The following is an 18,212-nucleotide window of genomic DNA, read 5'->3' on the forward strand; positions in this document are numbered from 1 at the left end:
GCCTTTCAATGGGTGACGGTGACGGGCGCGGCGGGTGCCGCGCCCGTCACCGCGCGTGGATCAGGAGCAGGCTGCCGGCTTCGGCGGGTTGAGCTTCGTGTCGTAGCGGAAGTCGGCGCCGAGGTTCGACTCGACGGCCTTCTTCCACTCACCGGAGTCGACCATCTTCGTGATGGCCTTGTTGACCTTCTCGCAGGTGTCCTTGTCGCCCTTCTTGAGGCCGACGCCGTACTTCTCCTCGGTGAAGGCATCGCCGACGAGCTTGAACTTGCCCTTGTAGGCATCCTGGTTGGCGTAGCCGGCGAGGATCGTGTTGTCCGTCGTCATCGCGTCGATGGCGCCGGAGGCGAGCGCGTCCGCGCACTCGGAGTACTTGTCGTACTGCTGGGGGACGAGGTTCGGCTGCTGCTTCTTCAGGTTGTCGACCGACGTCGAGCCGGTGACGGAGCAGACCTTCTTGCCCGCGAGGTCCTTGACGCTCTTGATGTCGCTGTCCGCCTTCGTCAGGACCGACTGGCCGGCGACGAAGTAGGGGCCGCCGAAGGAGACCTGCTGCTTGCGCTTGTCGGTGATCGAGTACGTGGCGAAGATCATCTTGACGGTGCCCGCCTCGAGCATCTTCTCGCGCTGCTTGGAGGGCGACTCGACGAAGTCGATCTTGTCCTCGCCGTAGCCCATCTCCTTCGCGACGTACTTGGCGACGTCGACGTCGAGGCCCTTGTAGTCCGAGCCGGCCTTGAGTCCGAGGCCGGGCTGGTCGTACTTGATGCCGATCTTGATCTTGTCGCCCGAGCCGGACGAGCTCTTGTCGTCGCTGCCGCCACAGGCCGTCAGGCCGAGGGCGAGGGCGGCGACACCTGCGGTGGCGATGGCACGCTTCATGTCTGTTTCCTCCTGGGTTTGCTGACGGCCTGCGTCAGTGGGTGAGAATCTTGCCGAGGAAGTCCCGGGCACGATCGGTCGTCGGGTTGCTGAAGAACTGTTCGGGGGCCGCCTGCTCGAGGATGGCGCCGTCCGCCATGAAGATGACGCGGTCGGCGGCGCGGCGGGCGAAGCCCATCTCGTGGGTGACGCAGATCATCGTCATGCCGTCGGCGGCGAGCTGCGCCATGACGTCGAGGACCTCGTTGATCATCTCGGGGTCGAGCGCTGACGTCGGCTCGTCGAAGAGCATCACCTTCGGTTCCATCGCGAGGGAGCGGGCGATGGCGACGCGTTGCTGCTGGCCGCCGGAGAGCTGGGCCGGGAACTTCTTCGCCTGGTGGGCGACACCGACGCGTTCGAGCAGCTCCATCGCCTTCGCCTCCGCGTCGGCCTTGCTCTGCTTGCGGACCTTGATGGGGCCGAGGGTGACATTGTCGAGAATCGTCTTGTGGGCGAACAGGTTGAACGACTGGAACACCATGCCGACGTCGGCGCGCAGCTTCGCCAGCGCCGCGCCCTCCTCGGGCAGCGCCTTGCCGTCGATCGTGATCGTTCCGGACTCGATCGTCTCGAGCCGGTTGATCGTGCGGCACAGCGTCGACTTGCCGGATCCCGAGGGGCCGAGCACGACGACGACCTCACCGCGATTGACGCTCAGGTCGATGTCCTTGAGGACGTGCAGGTCGCCGAAGTGCTTGTTCACTCCGTCGAGCACGACGAGGGGTTCGCCTCGCTGGGCGGTGATGTCACTGTGCGCTGGGGCAGTGGTGGCTCCGGTCATGGCAGTGATCGTAGTCACGCCCACAGGCCGCTACGGCGCCGCCGCGCTCATTCGTGACCTAATTGCTACACATGAGCGTGGATAGGTTGTCGATATCTACTGACCCGTCAGATCCCGCAGCACCCGCGCTCGTCTCACGCTGTTGACGACTCACGACCCCGGCTCCACCTGGTGGCCGGGGTCGCAAGCGAATCTGTGGGTGTCTCAGGCGGCGAGGACGCGTTGTGACGCTGCCGCGCGCTGCACCGACTGGATCAGGGCGCGCGACGAACCCGACGCGAGCGTACCGGTGAGCGACATCGTCAGCACCGGGGAACCGTCGACGCTCGTGAGCTGGAGGCCGACGCGCACACCGTCAGCGTCGAGGTGGGCGCGCAGCTGCCCGACCGTCTCGGTCGGGGTGCCGTCGATGACGAGCCGCCCCTGGACGTGCCTGCCGTCGGCGCCGGTGACGAACATGCCGAGGCGCTCGCCGTCGTGGACGATCTCGGCGATGTGCGCGACGGGGGTGTCGTCCTCGTCGAGGACCCAGTAGATACGGGGCGCGACGGCGTCGCGGGCCGGCTGCGCGAGCATGAGGACGCGACCGTCCGTGCGGCCACAGGCGGCGAGAACGTCACGCTTACGCGCGGCGAACTCATCCGCGGTGAACGCGCCGAGGTCGTACGAGCGGAAGCCATGCGCCCACCGGGAGAGGCGTACGGGCAGGTCGAGGTCGGCGAGCCACAGTTCAGCTGCCTGGGTAGAGCTGACAGGCAGCGGCGCCGTCCAGGTATGGTGCAGCCGGAGGCGGGCCAGTGCGGGCAGGCTCAGGCCAAGGTCACTGAAAGATGTGTCGGTCTCGAGTGCCATGCTCATGGTCGGCCCCTTCTGGTCGGCAGCTGCAGCGGGCGCCGACGAATGGGAACTCGCTGTGTGCGGCGTTCCTTTGAACGTAAGGCGGGGTGACAGGCGTCGACAAACCTTTGTCGACGTTCTCAAGGTCGCTAATCTCTGCGTATGTCAACGCATGTCGAGGGGCTGCAGATCGGCGAACTTGCCGAACGCGTCGGGGTGTCGACTCACACCCTTCGCGCGTGGGAGCGCCGTTACGGCATCCTCAAACCGTCGCGCACGACGGGCGGCTACCGCGTCTACAGCGAACTCGACGTCCGTCGCGTCTCTGCGGTGCTGGGCCTACGCGAGCAAGGTGTGTCCATCGCGGAGGCCGCGCGCCGCGTCAACGCGAACGTCGTCGCCCAGATCCCGGCCGGCCGACGTATCGACGCCGCAGCCATCGTCTACGAGATGCACCGCGCTGTCGACCGGTTCGACGAGTTCGCCCTGAGTGCCGCGCTGGATCGGCTGCTGTCGTCGCATCGGCTCGAGGAAGCCTTGCGTGACGGCCTCATGCCGTTCCTCGTGCAGTTGGGCGGGCGTTGGGAACGGGGTGAGGTGTCCGTCGCGCACGAGCACTTCGCGACGCAACTCATCCGCCGTCGCCTCGACAGCTACAGCCTCATGTGGGCCGACGGTGACGGGCCCCTCGTCGTCCTCGCCTGCCCGCCGGGGGAGCAGCACGACATTCCACTGCTCGTGCTCGGGGTGCTTCTCGCGCGCTCGGGGTGGCGCATTCGCTACATCGGCCAGGAGACGCCTGTCGCTGATCTTGCGCAGGCGTGCTCCATCCTGCAGCCCGATCTCGTCGTCATGGCTGCGACGCGTGACACGACGTTCCGTCGCTCGCTCGACGAGCTGCGTGACCTCGCGCGCTCCTACCGCCTCCTCATCGGCGGGCGCGGCGCCACCGACACCATATGCGCCGACCTCGGCGTCGAGGCGATGTCGCAGGACGTCGTCGCCGCAGCTTCCGCACTCATCGACGAATCGGGGCGCACCGGGCGATCCGACTCGGACGCCGCCGCACAGTTGGTCGGCTGACGCCACAACCCCACGTCACGGGGGTTAAACTCTCTTGCGGCCCGCGACGAGCGGGCGAGGGGCGGTAGCTCAGCTGGTCAGAGCAGGGGACTCATAATCCCTGGGTCGCGGGTTCAAGCCCCGCCCGCCCTACTCGGACGTCGTCACGCCGTCACGCCGAGGACGTCGTCATCTCGAGACGAGCCGCCTTGTCGCAGGGCGTATGTCGGCGGCCGTCGGTGCGCGAGGGTGCGCCTCCCTACGATGGGCGCATGAGCAACGCGCCGTGGGTGAGCACCGGCCCGGCATCATCCGGTGAAGGCGCGCGGGAGAAGTGGCAGGAGGCGACGCGCGTCCCTCTCGGCATCCTGGCGCTCGTCTTCATCGCCTCGTATGCCGCACCCATTCTCCGGCCGAGCCTGCCGACCGATGTCATCCTGACGTTCCATGCACTCAACGTCATCACCTACCTCGCGTTCGTCGGTGACTACTTCGCGCGCCTCCACCTCTCCCGCGACCGTCGCGGCTTCCTGCGCCACTCCGGGCTTGACGTGCTCGTCCTCGTCCTGCCCGCGCTGCAACCGCTGCGCACGATGCAGCTCATCGCCCTGCTGCGGCTGCTCGACAAGCGCCTCGGACGCACCCTGCGCGGCCGCATCGTCGCCTACCTCGGGTTCGCGACGCTGACGGTGCTGTTGCTCGGCGCACTCGCCGTCCTCGACGCCGAACGCAAGGCGCCGGGCGCCAACATCCACACCTTCGGCGACGCCCTGTGGTGGGCGACGACGACGATCACGACGGTCGGCTACGGCGAGCACCACCCCGTGACACCGAGCGGACGTGTCGTCGCCGCCTGCCTCATGTTCAGCGGCATCGGGCTGTTCAGTGTCGTCACGGGTTCGGTGGCGTCATGGATCCTCGATCGCGTCCGCGAGGAGGACGGCGAGGTCGCCGCCGACGACCGCATGCGCGACGAGGTCGAAGCACTCACCCATGAGATCCGAGCCCTGCGCGCCGACGTCGCGGAACTACGGGGCCGGACGGCGTCGCACCGGGCCGCAGCGCCCGAGAGCGACGACATCCTCTGAGCGGGCACTGCGAGACAGCTCGCCAGGACACGCGGGCGTGTCGCTCCCACGGGGTGAGCACCGCATGCGCCAGAGTGACAGGTTGATTCTTAGCCACGCCGCACGGGTGCTGGCCTGCAGCGTCGCCATCGTGCAGAATGGCGGCACACATCATCGGATTCCTGGGTGTGGCTGAGGTCGTTGGGGAAGACGTCCCTCGCGAACACCAGGAGGTTCGGATGTCGATGACTCGCGTCATGACGCGCGGGGTGGTTTTCGTGCACTCCACCCCCGCTGCGCTGTGCCCTCACATCGAGTGGGCGCTCGAGAGCGTCCTCGGCGCCGACGTCAACCTCGAGTGGACGCAGCAGCCCGTCGCGCCGGGCCTCGTGCGCAGCGAGTTCAGCTGGAGCGGCGAACCAGGCAGCGGCGCAAAGCTCGCGAGCGCGCTGCGCGGCTGGGATCACGTGCGCTACGAAGTCACCGAAGAACCCTCACCCGGCAACGACGGCTCACGCTGGTCGCACACCCCGAACCTCGGCATCCACCACACGTGGACGTCGGCGAGCGGCGACGCCGTCGTCAGCGAGGACCGCCTGCGCAGCGCCCTCGTCGCGAGCCAGGGCGACCCTGAGGAGTTCCGGGCCGAGATGGCCGAGCTGCTCGGCACCGCCTGGGACCAGGAGCTCGAGCCCTTCCGCTACGCCGGCGACGGCGCTCCCGTGCGCTGGCTGCACCGCGTCGGCTGACGCACCACACACGTCGAAGGCCGCTTGCTCTCTGGGGGAGCAAGCGGCCTTCGTCATGCCGGGTGGGCGTCAGATCACAGTGGGATGTTGCCGTGCTGCCCGCGACGCGCGGGTGCGGCGGCCAGTGCCGAAGCGAGCGCTCCGCGCGTCTCGGCCGGCTCGACGACCTCGTCGACGACACCGATCTCCTGGGCGCGTTCCAGTCCACCCGCGAGCACGGCATGCTCGGCGGCTAGTTCCTCCTCGACCCGGGGACGCGCGGCCTCGTCGACCTCCGCGAGCCGGCGACGGTGCAGGATGCGCACGGCAGCGACGTGACCCATGACGGCGACCTCCGCGCTCGGCCACGCGAACACGCGCGTCGCGCCGAGGGAGCGGCTGTTCATCGCGATGTACGCGCCGCCGTACGTCTTGCGCGTCACGAGCGTCACGCGCGGCACGACCGCCTCGGCGAACGCGTGCAGCAGCTTCGCGCCGCGGCGCACCACGCCGTCCCACTCCTGACCGACGCCAGGCAGGTAGCCGGGGACGTCGACGAGCACGACGAGGGGGATGCCGAACGCGTCGCACATGCGCACGAAACGGGACGTCTTCTCCGCGGCGGGGGAGTCGAGGCACCCGCCGAGACGCATCGGGTTGTTCGCGATGACGCCGACGGTGCGCCCGCCGAGGCGCCCGAGCGAGGTGACGATGTTGGGCGCCCACTTCGCGTGCAGCTCGACCTGCTCACCCGCATCGTCGAACAGGTCGTCGACGAGGGGGTGCACGTCGTAGGCGCGCTTCGGGTTCTCGGGGAACGTGGCGCCGAGGTCGCGCTCTTCGAGCGATCCGAGGTCGAACTCGCCCTGATTCGCCATGAGCGAGGCGAGCAGACGGCCTCGCTCGAAGGCCTCATCCTCTGTGGCCGTGACGACGTGGACCACGCCCGAGCGTCGACCGTGCGGTTCGGGCCCGCCGAGGCGTGCGGCGTCGACGTTCTCGCCCGTCACCGAGCGCACGACGTCGGGGCCCGTCACGAAGATGCGGCCCTGATCGGCCATGATGACCACGTCCGTCAGCGCCGGCCCGTAGGCGGCACCACCGGCGGCGGCGCCGATGACCACGGAGATCTGCGGGATCTTGCCCGACGCCCGCGTCATGATGGCGAACACCTCGCCGACGGCATGCAGGCTGACGACGCCCTCGGCCAGTCGCGCACCGCCGGAGTGCCACAGCCCGATGACGGGCAGGTTCTCGGCGAGGGCGATCTCGTAGGCCTCGACGATCGCCTTGCACCCCTCGACACCCATCGCGCCGCCCTGCACCCGCGCGTCGGAGCAGAACACGACGACGGGCGTGCCGTCGGCGGTGCCGCGAGCGGAGACGAAGCCGGAGCGCTCGACCTCGGCGATGACGTCGACGCTGCCGGCGTCGAGGAAGTTCTCGAGGCGGCGATACGGGTCGCGCGGGTCGACGTCGGCCTCGGCCGGCGCGGTGGCGGTGAGGGCGTTCATGAGGCGCTCCGAATCGTGAGGGCGACGTTGTGGCCGCCGAAGCCGAACGAGTTGTTGAGGGCCGCGATGTCGCCCTCGGGCAGCGTGCGGGCCTCGCTGCGCACGACGTCGAGGTCGATGGCGGGGTCGAGGTCGTCGATGTTGATGGCCGCCGGAACGAGGCGGTGGTGCACCGACAGCACCGTGATGACGGCCTCCAGCGCGCCCGCAGCGCCGAGCAGGTGACCCGTCATCGACTTCGTCGCGGCCACCGCCATGTGGTCGGCGTCGGCGCCGAACGCGGCGCGGATCGCGTTCGCCTCGGCGACGTCACCGACGGGCGTCGAGGTTGCGTGGGCGTTGATGTGGCAGATGTCGGCGGGCGTCAGACCGGCGGCATCGACGGCCTGACGCATCGCCCGCTTGGCACCGGCACCCTCGGGTTCGGGCGCGGTGATGTGGTGGGCGTCGGCGGACATGCCGATGCTCGCGAGCTCGGCGTAGATCCGCGTGCCGCGCGCCTTCGCGTGCTCCTCGGACTCGAGCACGACGACCGCAGCACCCTCGCCCATGACGAAGCCGTCACGGCCAGTGTCGTACGGGCGGGAGGCGGCCTGCGGGTCGTCGTTGCGCGTCGAGAGGGCCTTCATCGCCGCGAACCCGGCGAACGGCAGCGGGTGCATCGGCGCCTCGGTGCCGCCGGCGATGACGACGTCGGCGCGGCCCGAGCGGATGATGTCGATCGCGAGACCCATCGCCTCGGCGCCGGAGGCGCACGCGGAGACGGTCGTGTGGGCGCCTGCGCGCGCACCGAACTCGAGCGACAGGTTGCCCGCAGAGGTGTTGGGCATGAGCATCGGCACCGTCAGCGGGTACACGCGACGCGGGCCCTTCTCGCGCATGACATCCCACTGGTCGAGCAGCGTCGTCACCCCGCCGATGCCGGTGCCGAACGCGACTGCGAGTCGCTCCGGCTCCACCTCGGGGCTGCCCGCGTCTGCCCACGCCTCGCGCCCTGCGATGAGCGCGTACTGGGCGCTGCGGTCCATGCGGCGCGTCTCGACCTTCGTCAGCACCTCGGCCGGGTCCTGGGCGATGGACGCGGCGAACGTCACGGGCAGCTCGAACTGCTCCAGCCATTCGGCGGGCAGCGCGCGAGCACCGGAACGACCGGCGAGCAGGGCGTCCCACGTCTCGGGTGCGGTGCCGCCGAGCGGGGTCGTCGCACCGATGCCGGTGACGACGATGCGGGCGTCGCGGTTCGGGGTCATGCTGGCTCCTTGGTGGGGCACGAAAGAATGGGGTGCGACGCGCCGCCCGCGCGGGCGAGGTGCCGGGGCGGCGCGTCGACGGGGGCCGTTCAGGCCTGGGCGTTCTTGATGTAGCTGACGGCGTCGCCGACGGTGACGAGGTTCTTGACCTCTTCGTCGGGGATGCGGACGCCGAACTTCTCCTCGGCGTTGACGACGATCGTCATCATCGACAGCGAGTCGATGTCGAGGTCGTCGGTGAACGACTTGTCGCTCTGCACGGAGGCGGCGTCGATGCCGGTCTCCTCGTTGACGATCTCGGCGAGGCCGGCGAGGATCTCCTGCTCGGAAGCAGCCATGGTGTTTCTCCTTGTCGTGACGTCGACCGTTCGTCGATCGACTCCGTCTGCGGTTCTTTCCTTGCCCCGGATGGCCCGCCGAGGCGCGGGAGCTGAATGCTGAGTCGCGGTGCGGCTCAGGGGATCTCGACGACCTGCGCCGCGTAGGCGAGGCCCGCGCCGAAACCGATCTGCAGCGCGAGATCGCCGCTCTTGGCCTGCCCCTCGCGCACGAGTCGTTCGGCGGCCAGCGGCACCGACGCGGCGGACGTGTTGGCCGTGTCGACGATGTCGCGCGCGATGACGACGCGTTCGGGCAGCTTCATCTGCTTGGCCATGGCGTCGATGATGCGGACGTTCGCCTGATGCGGAATGAACACGTCGATGTCGTCGACGCTCAGGCCCGCGGCGTCGATGGCGCGCAGCGCGACGGGAGCCATGCTCCACACCGCCCAGCGGAAGACGCTCTGACCTTGCATCGTGATGGTCGGGCCGGGCGAGCCGTCCTCGAGCACGTTGGGGCGGATTGCCTCCCACGCCGCGCCGTCACTGCCCCAGATCGTCGGGCCGATGCCGACGTGGTCGCTCGCGCCGACGATCGCCGCGCCCGCGCCGTCACCGAAGATGAAGGCGGTGCCGCGGTCGCTCGGATCGAGCACGGACGTCAGGCGCTCGGCGCCGAGGACGAGGACAGTGCTCGCGCTACCGGCCCGCACGAGGTCGGAGGCGACACCGATGCCGTGACAGTACCCGGCGCAGGCGGCGGACAGGTCGAACGCGACGGGGGAGTCCAGCCCCAGTCGATCCGCGAGCATCGGCGCGGCGGCGGGCGTGAACATGTCGTGCGTGACCGAGCCGAGGATGACGCCGTCGATCGTCGCCGGGTCGACACCGGAGCGTGCGATCGCGTCGCGCGCCGCCGACTCGGCCATGTCGAGCATCGTCTCGTCGTCGCGCGCGAAATGACGCGTGCGGACACCGGAGCGCTCCTGGATCCACTCGTCGGAGGAGTCGATGGCCTCGACGATCTCGCTGTTCGGCACGAGCCGCTGCGGGCGGTAACCGCCGAAACCGAGGATGCGGGTGTACTGCGCGCCGGTGCGCTGCGCGAGGGCCTTCACTGCGCCTCCTTCGGGTGAAGACGCACGAGGGGCTGGCCGGGAGAGACAGGGTCGCCCTCACTGACGAGCCACTCGATGATGCGCCCGCCGTGCGGCGCGACGACGTTGTACGCGTCGCGCGCCGTGACGACCTGTCCGATCGTCTCGCCGGGGGTGATGGTGTCGCCCTCGTCGAGGGGCGCGCGCTCGATCGTCCCCTTGGCCGGCGCGATGACGAGTCGCCACGCGGGTTCGAGATCGGTGTCGACCTGGCCGTGCTCGCGCACCATGCGGTGCGCCGCGTCGAGGTCGTCGGGGGTCTTGAGCGCCAGGGTCTCGACACCAGGCAGGGCACGCTTGGCGAGGCCCGTCAGGGTGCCGGCCGGCGGCACCTCGACGAGGCCCGTCACGCCCATCGCCTTGAACGTCTCCATCGTCAGATCCCAGCGCACCGGGTTGCTCACCTGGCTGACGAGGCGGCGCAGCACCCGCGTGCCGTCGTGGACGACGAGCCCGTCCTTGTTCGACACGAGGGGGATGCGAGGGTCGTGCGTCGAGATGGCCCGCGCGAAGACACTGAGCCGCTCCACGGCCGGCGCCATGTGCTCGGTGTGGAAGGCACCCGCGACCTGGAGCGGGATGACGCGTGCCTTCGACGGCGGCTCGGCCTTGAGCCGCTCGATCTGCTCGAGGGTGCCGGCCGCGACGATCTGACCGGAACCGTTCATGTTGGCCGGCGTGAGGCCGAGGGCTTCGAGGTGGCTGACGACGTCCTTCGCCTCGCCGCCGACGACGGCGGCCATGCCGGTCGGCGTGACGGCCGACGCCTGCGCCATGCCCGCACCGCGCTCGCGGACGAAGACCATGGCCTGCTCGGCGCTCAGGACGCCGGCCGACGCCGCGGCAGTGATCTCACCGACGCTGTGGCCGGCGCCGACACCGACGGAACGGAATCCGTCGACGGGGTGGGCGAACAGCGCGAGCATCGAGACGAGGCCGCTCCCGACGATGAGGGGCTGTGCGACGGCGGTGTCCTTGATGGTCTCCGCGTCACCCTCGGTGCCGAGGTGGACGAGATCCATCCCGGCGCAGGCCGACAGCCACGCCATGCGGGAGTGAAACTCTGGCAGCTCGAGCCAAGGGCGGAGGAAACCGGGGGTCTGAGAGCCCTGTCCGGGGCACACGATCGCTAGCACCCCTCAACCTTGCCCTGGAGGTGGTGGGCGAGGCGACGAGCGGGCCGACGAACTTCGCCGGTGTGATTTGTAGGAAACCTCCAATCACACCTGGCTGGGTTGCTCCCGTGCGGCGCGGGAGGCGTCCGGCCGGGTGCGCGGGCGGGACCGAGCTGCGTCGAGGTCGGCGTACATGAGGCCCAGTCGGATGGCGAAGGCGTCCTCGGGGCAGGTGAGGTCGTAACCGGTGAGGTCGTGGGTGCGCCCCAGGCGGTAGCGCACGGTGTTCGCATGGACGAACAACTCGCGCGCCGTGGCCTCCAGCGAGCCGAGACGGATGTAGGCGCGCGCCGTCTCGCGCATGACCGAATCGGGCTGGAGCGCGGCCGTCACCCGTGCGGCGAGCGCGCGGCGTGCCTTGTCGTCACCGGAGACGGCGCGTGCGGCGAGCAGGTCGTCGCTGTGCACCGGGCGGCGGCAGGAGGTGGCCGCCGGCGCGGCGTCGTAGCCGCGCAGCGCGTCCCGTGCAGAGCGGCCCGCCGCATAGAGGTGCGGCACGCGGGGCCCGCACACGAGGGGGCCGTCGCCGAAGTGGTCGGCGAGCAGTCGCGCCGCGGCGAGCGGGTCGGCGTGCGGGGCGGCCTGAGACGACGTGCTTGCTGCATTGCCTGACGATGTGCCGCTGCGTGGCGTCGCGAGGGTGGCCGCGTCGAGCCCGCCGACGACGGCGATCATCCGCCGTCCTTCGACGGAGACGAGGATCTCGAGCCCGGCATGACGCGCGGCGCGTCGTAGTGGGTCGACGACGCTCGTCTGGCTGCCGAGAGGGCTCGCGCCGACGACGACGGTGACGCCGCGCACCTCGGCCCAGCCGAGGGCATTGACGCGGGAGCCGAGCGTCTCGTCGGGTTCGCCGCGCACGACGGCGTCGACGACGAGCGACTCGAGGCGTGCATCCCACGCGCCGCGCGATTCCGCGGCGCGCGCGTAGACGTGGGCGGCGCCGAACGCGACCTCACGGGAGTAGCGCAGGACAGCTTCGCGCACGGCCGCGCGTTCGTCGGCCCGCGCGAGGGCGGGTGCTTCGTCCTCGACGATCTCGATGACGGTGCGCAGCAGGTCGAGGGTCTGTTCGAGGCTGATGCTGCGCGTCAGTTCGCTTGGTGCGTCGGCGAACACGTCGATGGCGCCGGCGCCTTCGACGTGCGGGTTCTCGAGCCACGACAGGAACGACGTGATGCCGCCGTGCGCGATGACGCCGATCCAGCTGCGATCCTCGGCGCTGAGCGCGGCGAACCAGGCGTGGTCGGCTTCGACGCGCGCCGCGGCCGACGTCGCCATCGCCCCGACGCCGCGGCGCATCGCCGTCAGAGATTCACGCGAGGGCACCCTGGGTTCCGCCATGCCCGTCACCGTAACCGAGCCTTGTGGGAACCCACGAGTAGCAACGACACCGGTCGGCCGACCGACCCCGGAAAGCACGAAGCCGTGCGCACTCACGGACGGTGAGTGCGCACGGCCAACGTGCGATGCAGGGGACGTGGACGCGCCCCCGTGGCGGTGTCGCACCTCGGGCCGGGAGAGCTTGCGACTCCGGACCGATGGAAGACGCCGCGAGGGAATCGTCAGGCTTCTCCGCGCACCATTTGGCGCAGAAGCCCGACGGGCAGAACCGTCGCCCAGTTCTGCCCGTCGCTGTTCGCATTGCCCGTCAGGCTTCTCCGCCGGCGTTGCCGGAGGTGCCGGCCTTGACGTTGAGCAGCTCGTACTTCTCGGCTGCCTGACGCGGGATCGACGGGTCGAGTTCGCCGCGGTCGGCGAGCGACTGCAGGGCGCGCACCGCCATCGACGGGCCGTCGATGTGGAGGAAGCGTCGTGCTGCAGCTCGCGTGTCGGAGAAGCCGAATCCGTCGGCGCCCAGCGAGTGGAATTCGCCGGGCACGTACTGGCGGATCTGGTCGTGCACCTGGCGCATCGAGTCGCTCGTCGCGATGACGGGACCGGGTGCGTCCTTGAGGCGCGACGTGATGAACGGCTCGCGGCGCTCGTCCTCGGGGTGGAGGAAGTTGTGCTCGTCGGCCTCGAGGCCGTCACGGCGCAATTCGTTCCACGACGTCACGGACCAGACGTCGGCGACGACGCCCCAGTCCTCCTTGAGCAGTTCCTGTGCCTCGAGGGCCCAGGCGACTCCGACGCCGGAGGCGAGCAGCTGCACGCGGCGCGCGTCGTCGCCGAGGCCGTCGAACGAGCCGTCCTTGAGCTTGTAGATGCCGCGCTTGATACCTTCGACGTCGACGTTCTCGGGCTCGGCCGGCTGCACGATCGGCTCGTTGTAGACGGTCAGGTAGTAGATGACGTTCTCGGCGTTCTCGCCGTACATCTTCTCCAGGCCGTCCTGCACGATGTGCGCGATCTCGTAGCCGTAGGCCGGGTCGTAGGAGCGGATGGCGGGGTTCGTCGCGGCGAGCACGTGGCTGTGACCGTCGGCGTGCTGCAGACCCTCACCCGTCAGCGTCGTACGGCCCGCGGTGGCGCCGATGAGGAAACCCTTGGCCATCTGGTCGGCGGCCGCCCAGATCGAGTCACCAGTGCGCTGGAAGCCGAACATCGAGTAGAAGACGTAGACCGGCACCATCGGGATGTCGTTCGTCTCGTACGCGGCGCCGACGGCGGTGAACGCCGCGACGGAGCCGGCCTCGTTGATGCCGAGGTGCAACAGCTGGCCCTGCGGGCTCTCCTTGTACGCGAGCATGAGCTCGGCATCGACGGAGCGGTAGTGCTGCCCGTGCGGGTTGTAGATCTTCGCCGTCGGGAAGAACGCGTCCATGCCGAACGTGCGCGCCTCGTCGGGGATGATCGGCACGATGTGCTTGCCGAACTCCTTGTCGCGCATCAGCTCCTTGAGGATGCGGACGAACGCCATCGTCGTCGCGACCTCCTGCTTGCCGGAGCCCCTCTTCGCGATCTTGTACGCCTCGTCACCGGGCAACGGCAGCTGCGAGCTGCGGCCCTTGCGCGACGGCAGCCCACCGCCGAGCTTCGCGCGACGCTCGAGCAGGTACTTGATCGCCGGGTCGTCGTTGCCGGGGTGGTAGTACGGCGGACGGTACGGGTCCTTCTCGAGCTGCTCGTCGCTGATCGGGATGTCGAGCGAGTCGCGGAACTGCTTGAGGTCCCCGAGCGTCATCTTCTTCATCTGGTGCGTCGCGTTGCGGCCCGCGAAGTGCGTGCCGAGGCTGTAGCCCTTGATGGTGTGCGCGAGGATGACCGTCGGCTGGCCCGTGTGCTCCATCGCAGCCTTGTAGGCGGCGTACACCTTGCGGTAGTCGTGGCCACCTCGCTTGAGCTTCCACCACAGGTCGTCGTCGGACCAGTTCTCGACCATCTTCGCCGTGCGCGGGTCCTGGCCGAAGAAGTACTCGCGGACGTAGGCACCGTCATTGGCGCGGATCGTCTGGTAGTCGCCGTCACGCGTCTTGTTCATGATGTTGACGAGCGCACCGTCACGATCCTGGGCGAGCAGCGGATCCCAGCCGCGGCCCCACAGCACCTTGATGACGTTCCAGCCGGCGCCGCGGAAGAACGCCTCGAGCTCCTGCACGATCTTGCCGTTGCCGCGCACGGGGCCGTCGAGACGCTGCAGGTTGCAGTTGACGACGAACGTGAGGTTGTCGAGGCCCTCGTTGGCGGCCCACTGCAGGGCGCCACGCGACTCGACCTCGTCCATCTCGCCGTCACCGAGGAAGGCCCAGACGTGCTGGTCGGAGGTGTCCTTGAGGCCGCGGTCGTTGAGGTAGCGGTTGACCATCGCCTGGTAGATGGCGTTCATCGGGCCGATGCCCATGGAGACGGTCGGGAACTCCCAGAACTCCGGCATGTTGCGCGGGTGCGGGTAGCTCGGCAGGCCGGCGGACTCACCGTCGATGAAGTGGCTCTTCTCCTGACGGAAGCCGTCGAGCTGCTCCTCGCTCAGGCGGCCCTCGAGGTAGGCGCGCGAGTAGATGCCGGGGGAGGCGTGGCCCTGGATGAAGACCTGGTCACCGCCGCCCGGGTGGTCCTTGCCGCGGAAGAAGTGGTTGAAGCCGACCTCGTAGAGCGTCGCGGCGGAGGCGTACGTCGAGATGTGGCCGCCCACGCCGATGTCGGGGCGCTGCGCGCGGTGCACCATGACGGCGGCGTTCCAGCGGATCCAGGCGCGGTACTTGCGCTCCATCTCCTCATCGCCGGGGAACCACGGCTCGGCCTCGGGGCCGATCGTGTTGATGTAGTCGGTCGCAGTCAGCGACGGCACGCCGATCTGCTGCTCGCGGGCGCGCTCCAGCAGCTTGAGCATGACGTACCGGGCACGGTTGCGTCCGGCTTCGTCGACGAGGCCGTCGAGCGAGTCGAGCCACTCCTGCGTCTCGTCGGGATCGATGTCCGGCAACTGACTGGGAATGCCATTCAGGATCGGGCCGGCTTCCTCAAGCGACACTTAGGTCACGTCCTCTCGTCCACTGCGTCGGCGCTACCTGGCACGCGCCACATGCTCCCATCCTGCCCCCCGTGAGCACCCTGCGCGAAACCGGGACGGGGTTACTCGTGGGTACTCCGTTTGGCGGGCGGGACGAGGGGTTTCGAGGCTCATCAGGCCAGGGCGATCGGGCCCACGAGACGGTCGTCATGAGGGCGCCTTCTTGCAATGCGCGAGACAACCTTGTGGACTACCCTTCCAACAAGGCTGCATCCACCCGGCGTGGTCGCAGCGTCCAGAACAGAAAGTGAGCACAGCACGTGAACCAGACCGCAGGGGCACATCCGGCGGCCAAGATCGGCTTCTCCGCGGACGACATCGTCATGGAGATCGGTTGGGACGACGACGTCGACGAGTCGTGGCGCGAAGCCATCGAGGAGATCGTCGGCTCCGAGATCGAGGACGAGACGTACGACGGCGTCGTCGACTCCGTCCTCGTGTGGTTCCGTGACGGCGACGGCGACCTCACCGACGACGTCGTCGACGCGCTCGCCACGCTGGAGGACAAGGGGTTCGTCCTCCTCATGACGCCGAAGGCCGGCTCGGATCTTGCGATCGACGCCGCGGACGTGCAGGAAGCTGCGACGACCGCCGGTCTCAAGGCCAGCTCGACCTTCAAGGTCGGCGACGACTGGATCGGCACGAAGCTCGTCCAGGGTGGCGCAGCGAAGCAGCGCTGAGCGCGGCCGCCGCACGAGACGAAGAGGGAGTGACATGAGCGGTCTCGAGGTGGGTGCTGCGGCGCCCGATTTCACGCTCAGGAACCAGTTCGGTGAGGACGTGACATTGTCCGGCCTCGTCGCCGAGCGCCCGACGCTGCTCGTCTTCTACCCCTTCGCGTTCTCCGGCATCTGCACGGGGGAGCTGTGCCACATCCGCGACAACCTGCCCCGCTACGACGGTGACGCGATGCAGGTCGTCGGCATCAGCTGCGATGCGATGTTCACGCAGCGCGCGTGGGCGGACGCCGAGGGCTTCGACTTCCCACTGCTCAGCGACTTCTGGCCGCACGGCGCGATCGCGCGCGCCTACGGCGTCTTCGACGACGAGCGCGGGTTCGCCGTGCGCGGCACCTTCCTCGTCGACGCGTCGATGACGGTGCTCTGGTCGCTCATCAACGGCCCCGGCGAGGCGCGCGACTTCTCGCCCGCCCTCGAGGTGGCCGAGAACCTGTGACGCGGCGCGGCGTCGTGGCGCCGCCCCTCGATGACGCCGAACTCGACGTGGCCACGCGGCGGGTAGGATTCAGCTGCATCCGCGCCGTCTCGGCGCGCGCTCAGGGCCTCTAGCTCAGCTGGTAGAGCAACGCGTTTACACCGCGTCGGTCGTCGGTTCGATCCCGGCGGGGCCCACATGAACAACTCCACCACGACCCTCGCGGACGTCACGCGAATCCTCGACGGCTTCTACCCGCCGTCGACGGCTCAGTCGTGGGATGCCGTCGGCCTCGTCACCGGCGACCCGGAGCAGCCGATCGAACGTGTCCTGTTCGCCGTCGACCCGGCGATGAGCGTCATCGACGAAGCCGTCACCGGCGGTTACGACCTGCTCGTCACGCATCACCCGCTGCTCATGCGCGGGGTCAAGTCGGTCGCGACGACGTCAGGCAAGGGGCGCGCGGTGACAGCGCTCGTCGTCGGCGACATCGCCCTGTACGCGGCGCACACGAACGCCGACGTGGCCACACCCGGCGTCAACGACGCGCTCGCGGCCGCATGCGGCCTGCAGGACGTCGAACCCCTGGTCGAGAGCGAGGGGCAGCCGCTGGGCCGCGTCGGTGACCTGCCTCAGAGCATGACGCTGCGCGCCTTCTGCGAACGCCTCGCCGCGGCGCTACCACCCGCCCCCGTCGGCCTGCGCGTCAGCGGAGAGGCCGAGGCGAGCGTCCAGCGCGTCGCGGTGCTCGGCGGCGCCGGTGACGGCGAGTTCGGCGCGGCACGACGCGCGGGGGCGGACGTCTACGTCACCGCCGACCTGCGTCATCATCCCGCCATCGAGGCGCGCGAGGAGGACGACCCGGCGGCGCCGATGTTCCTCGTCGACGCCGGACACTGGGCTACCGAATGGTTGTGGCTGCAGCACGCCTGCGAGCGTCTCGTGAAGGCCGTGCGCGAGAGCGGCGGCGACATCGAGGTGCACGTCTCGACGACGTGCACCGACCCCTGGAATTTCCTCGTGCCCACGAATGAAGGAGAGATGCAGTGAAGGCAGAACTTCAGCAGCAGTGGAGGCTGCTCGACCTGCAGAAGCTCGACACCCGCCTCGACCAGATCGATCACCGTCTCGCGAACCTGCCGCAGGCGAAGGAGCTCGCGGAGCTGACGAAGAAGGCGGACACCGCGACGGAGGAGATGATTCTCGCGCAGACGGCCGTCATGGACGTCGAGCGTGAGATCGCGCGCAGCGAGGCCGACGTGCAGCAGGTGCGCGACCGCATGGCCCGCAACGAGAAGCGCCTCGCCTCGGGTGAGGGCAGCGCGAAGGATCTGCAGGCGCTGCAGCACGAGACGGACACGCTCGCTCGCCGTCAAGTCGTCCTCGAGGACGCCGAGCTCGAGATCATGGAGCGCGCCGAGGGCCTGCGCGAGCGGCTGACGGCGTTCACGACGGTCGCCGACGAGGCCGAGGCCAAGGTCAAGCAGCTCAAGGCGGAGATGGGCGAGGCAGCCAAGGAGCTCGAGACCGAGCGCGCCGAGGTGCAGCGCAAGCGCGACGACATGGCCCCGTCGTTCGCCGCCGACCTGCTCGCGGAATACGACGGCATCCGGGCCCGCAGCGGTGTCGCCGCGGCGGCGCTGCACGGTCGTCGCTGCCTCGGTTGCGGCCTCGAACTCAACCACTCGGATCTGCAGCGCATTCGCTCGAGCGCCGCCGACCAGGTCGTCTACTGCGACGAGTGCGGACGCATCCTCGTGCGCACGGCCGAATCCGACCTCTGACCGGG

General features: G+C 69.3%; 17 protein-coding genes and 2 tRNA genes. 9 read left to right on the forward strand and 10 right to left on the reverse strand.

Annotated features, from left to right (window positions below; genetic code table 11):
* Positions 1–60 precede the first annotated feature (60 nt).
* From HMPREF0321_RS03565 to HMPREF0321_RS03575, 3 genes are all read right to left on the reverse strand, one after another.
* A complete protein-coding gene (locus HMPREF0321_RS03565; protein ID WP_006944204.1) occupies positions 61–882 on the reverse strand; it encodes a glutamate ABC transporter substrate-binding protein in 822 nt (273 codons plus the stop codon).
* A gap of 34 nt (positions 883–916) precedes the next feature.
* The gene (locus HMPREF0321_RS03570) at positions 917–1,705 is read right to left on the reverse strand and encodes an amino acid ABC transporter ATP-binding protein (RefSeq protein ID WP_006944163.1); all 789 of its coding nucleotides are present in this window, start codon (positions 1,703–1,705) and stop codon (positions 917–919) included.
* A 204-nt stretch (positions 1,706–1,909) separates the two neighbouring features.
* Positions 1,910–2,563 carry a hypothetical protein gene (locus tag HMPREF0321_RS03575; protein WP_006944288.1) on the reverse strand — a complete coding sequence of 218 codons (654 nt, stop codon included), beginning with the start codon at positions 2,561–2,563 and terminating at the stop codon, positions 1,910–1,912.
* Between the two features lie 141 nt (positions 2,564–2,704).
* Here HMPREF0321_RS03575 and HMPREF0321_RS03580 point away from each other — a divergent pair, with 141 nt between their 5' ends.
* The 4 genes from HMPREF0321_RS03580 to HMPREF0321_RS03595 all read left to right on the forward strand — a co-directional run bounded on the left by HMPREF0321_RS03580 (position 2,705) and on the right by HMPREF0321_RS03595 (position 5,420).
* Positions 2,705–3,625, forward strand: coding sequence for a MerR family transcriptional regulator (locus HMPREF0321_RS03580; RefSeq protein ID WP_006944166.1), 921 nt, complete (start codon positions 2,705–2,707; stop codon positions 3,623–3,625).
* Between the two features lie 58 nt (positions 3,626–3,683).
* Positions 3,684–3,757, forward strand: a tRNA-Ile gene (locus HMPREF0321_RS03585).
* Between the two features lie 119 nt (positions 3,758–3,876).
* A complete protein-coding gene (locus tag HMPREF0321_RS03590; protein ID WP_006944321.1) occupies positions 3,877–4,692 on the forward strand; it encodes a potassium channel family protein in 816 nt (271 codons plus the stop codon).
* 218 nt (positions 4,693–4,910) lie between these two features.
* Entirely contained in the window at positions 4,911–5,420 is a 510-nt protein-coding gene (locus tag HMPREF0321_RS03595) for a DUF3145 domain-containing protein (RefSeq protein ID WP_006944212.1), read from the forward strand.
* A gap of 74 nt (positions 5,421–5,494) precedes the next feature.
* On the opposite strand, the gene HMPREF0321_RS03600 is transcribed toward HMPREF0321_RS03595, so the two are convergent.
* The 7 genes from HMPREF0321_RS03600 to aceE form a co-directional block, all read right to left on the reverse strand.
* Complete coding sequence (locus HMPREF0321_RS03600; protein ID WP_006944206.1) at positions 5,495–6,913, reverse strand: acyl-CoA carboxylase subunit beta; 1,419 nt, start codon at positions 6,911–6,913, stop codon at positions 5,495–5,497.
* Complete coding sequence (fabF, locus tag HMPREF0321_RS03605; RefSeq protein WP_006944307.1) at positions 6,910–8,163, reverse strand: beta-ketoacyl-ACP synthase II; 1,254 nt, start codon at positions 8,161–8,163, stop codon at positions 6,910–6,912. Before fabF ends, HMPREF0321_RS03600 begins: the two co-directional genes overlap by 4 nt.
* An 89-nt stretch (positions 8,164–8,252) precedes the next feature.
* Complete coding sequence (locus HMPREF0321_RS03610; RefSeq protein ID WP_006944284.1) at positions 8,253–8,501, reverse strand: acyl carrier protein; 249 nt, start codon at positions 8,499–8,501, stop codon at positions 8,253–8,255.
* A gap of 116 nt (positions 8,502–8,617) precedes the next feature.
* Positions 8,618–9,601 carry a beta-ketoacyl-ACP synthase III gene (locus tag HMPREF0321_RS03615; protein ID WP_006944239.1) on the reverse strand — a complete coding sequence of 328 codons (984 nt, stop codon included), beginning with the start codon at positions 9,599–9,601 and terminating at the stop codon, positions 8,618–8,620.
* Positions 9,598–10,776, reverse strand: coding sequence for an acyltransferase domain-containing protein (locus tag HMPREF0321_RS03620; RefSeq protein WP_006944327.1), 1,179 nt, complete (start codon positions 10,774–10,776; stop codon positions 9,598–9,600). The genes HMPREF0321_RS03615 and HMPREF0321_RS03620 overlap by 4 nt, the downstream gene beginning before the upstream one ends.
* A gap of 84 nt (positions 10,777–10,860) precedes the next feature.
* Positions 10,861–12,159: a CdaR family transcriptional regulator gene (locus HMPREF0321_RS03625; protein ID WP_074040720.1), complete on the reverse strand. Its 1,299-nt coding sequence runs from the start codon at positions 12,157–12,159 to the stop codon at positions 10,861–10,863.
* Positions 12,160–12,466: 307 nt separating this feature from the next.
* On the reverse strand, positions 12,467–15,229 hold the full coding sequence (gene aceE, locus HMPREF0321_RS03630; protein WP_006944294.1) for a pyruvate dehydrogenase (acetyl-transferring), homodimeric type: 2,763 nt from the start codon (positions 15,227–15,229) through the stop codon (positions 12,467–12,469).
* Between the two features lie 299 nt (positions 15,230–15,528).
* On the opposite strand from aceE, the gene HMPREF0321_RS03635 reads away from it, so the two are divergent.
* The 5 genes from HMPREF0321_RS03635 (at position 15,529) to HMPREF0321_RS03655 (ending at position 18,207) form a co-directional block, all read left to right on the forward strand.
* The gene (locus HMPREF0321_RS03635) at positions 15,529–15,948 is read left to right on the forward strand and encodes a DUF3052 domain-containing protein (protein WP_006944308.1); all 420 of its coding nucleotides are present in this window, start codon (positions 15,529–15,531) and stop codon (positions 15,946–15,948) included.
* 34 nt (positions 15,949–15,982) lie between these two features.
* Positions 15,983–16,444 (forward strand): peroxiredoxin, encoded by a 462-nt coding sequence (locus HMPREF0321_RS03640; protein WP_006944268.1) that lies wholly within the window; start codon positions 15,983–15,985, stop codon positions 16,442–16,444.
* 103 nt (positions 16,445–16,547) lie between these two features.
* Positions 16,548–16,620: transfer RNA gene (locus HMPREF0321_RS03645), tRNA-Val, on the forward strand.
* Position 16,621: 1 nt separating this feature from the next.
* On the forward strand, positions 16,622–17,473 hold the full coding sequence (locus HMPREF0321_RS03650; RefSeq protein ID WP_006944158.1) for a Nif3-like dinuclear metal center hexameric protein: 852 nt from the start codon (positions 16,622–16,624) through the stop codon (positions 17,471–17,473).
* Positions 17,470–18,207 (forward strand): zinc ribbon domain-containing protein, encoded by a 738-nt coding sequence (locus HMPREF0321_RS03655; RefSeq protein WP_006944179.1) that lies wholly within the window; start codon positions 17,470–17,472, stop codon positions 18,205–18,207. The genes HMPREF0321_RS03650 and HMPREF0321_RS03655 overlap by 4 nt, the downstream gene beginning before the upstream one ends.
* Positions 18,208–18,212: the final 5 nt, after the last annotated feature.

This window comes from Dermacoccus sp. Ellin185 (assembly GCF_000152185.1).
GTDB classification, from domain to species: Bacteria; Actinomycetota; Actinomycetes; order Actinomycetales; family Dermatophilaceae; genus Dermacoccus; species Dermacoccus nishinomiyaensis.

What these genes read in the sequence shown, in the direction of transcription:
- HMPREF0321_RS03565 (WP_006944204.1), bottom strand. Translation starts at nt 882, where the DNA reads ATGAAGCGTGCCATCGCCACCGCAGGTGTCGCCGCCCTCGCCCTCGGC.
- HMPREF0321_RS03570 (WP_006944163.1), bottom strand. Translation starts at nt 1,705, where the DNA reads ATGACCGGAGCCACCACTGCCCCAGCGCACAGTGACATCACCGCCCAG.
- HMPREF0321_RS03575 (WP_006944288.1), bottom strand. Translation starts at nt 2,563, where the DNA reads ATGAGCATGGCACTCGAGACCGACACATCTTTCAGTGACCTTGGCCTG.
- HMPREF0321_RS03580 (WP_006944166.1), top strand. Translation starts at nt 2,705, where the DNA reads ATGTCAACGCATGTCGAGGGGCTGCAGATCGGCGAACTTGCCGAACGC.
- HMPREF0321_RS03590 (WP_006944321.1), top strand. Translation starts at nt 3,877, where the DNA reads ATGAGCAACGCGCCGTGGGTGAGCACCGGCCCGGCATCATCCGGTGAA.
- HMPREF0321_RS03595 (WP_006944212.1), top strand. Translation starts at nt 4,911, where the DNA reads ATGTCGATGACTCGCGTCATGACGCGCGGGGTGGTTTTCGTGCACTCC.
- HMPREF0321_RS03600 (WP_006944206.1), bottom strand. Translation starts at nt 6,913, where the DNA reads ATGAACGCCCTCACCGCCACCGCGCCGGCCGAGGCCGACGTCGACCCG.
- fabF (WP_006944307.1), bottom strand. Translation starts at nt 8,163, where the DNA reads ATGACCCCGAACCGCGACGCCCGCATCGTCGTCACCGGCATCGGTGCG.
- HMPREF0321_RS03610 (WP_006944284.1), bottom strand. Translation starts at nt 8,501, where the DNA reads ATGGCTGCTTCCGAGCAGGAGATCCTCGCCGGCCTCGCCGAGATCGTC.
- HMPREF0321_RS03625 (WP_074040720.1), bottom strand. Translation starts at nt 12,159, where the DNA reads ATGGCGGAACCCAGGGTGCCCTCGCGTGAATCTCTGACGGCGATGCGC.
- HMPREF0321_RS03640 (WP_006944268.1), top strand. Translation starts at nt 15,983, where the DNA reads ATGAGCGGTCTCGAGGTGGGTGCTGCGGCGCCCGATTTCACGCTCAGG.
- HMPREF0321_RS03650 (WP_006944158.1), top strand. Translation starts at nt 16,622, where the DNA reads ATGAACAACTCCACCACGACCCTCGCGGACGTCACGCGAATCCTCGAC.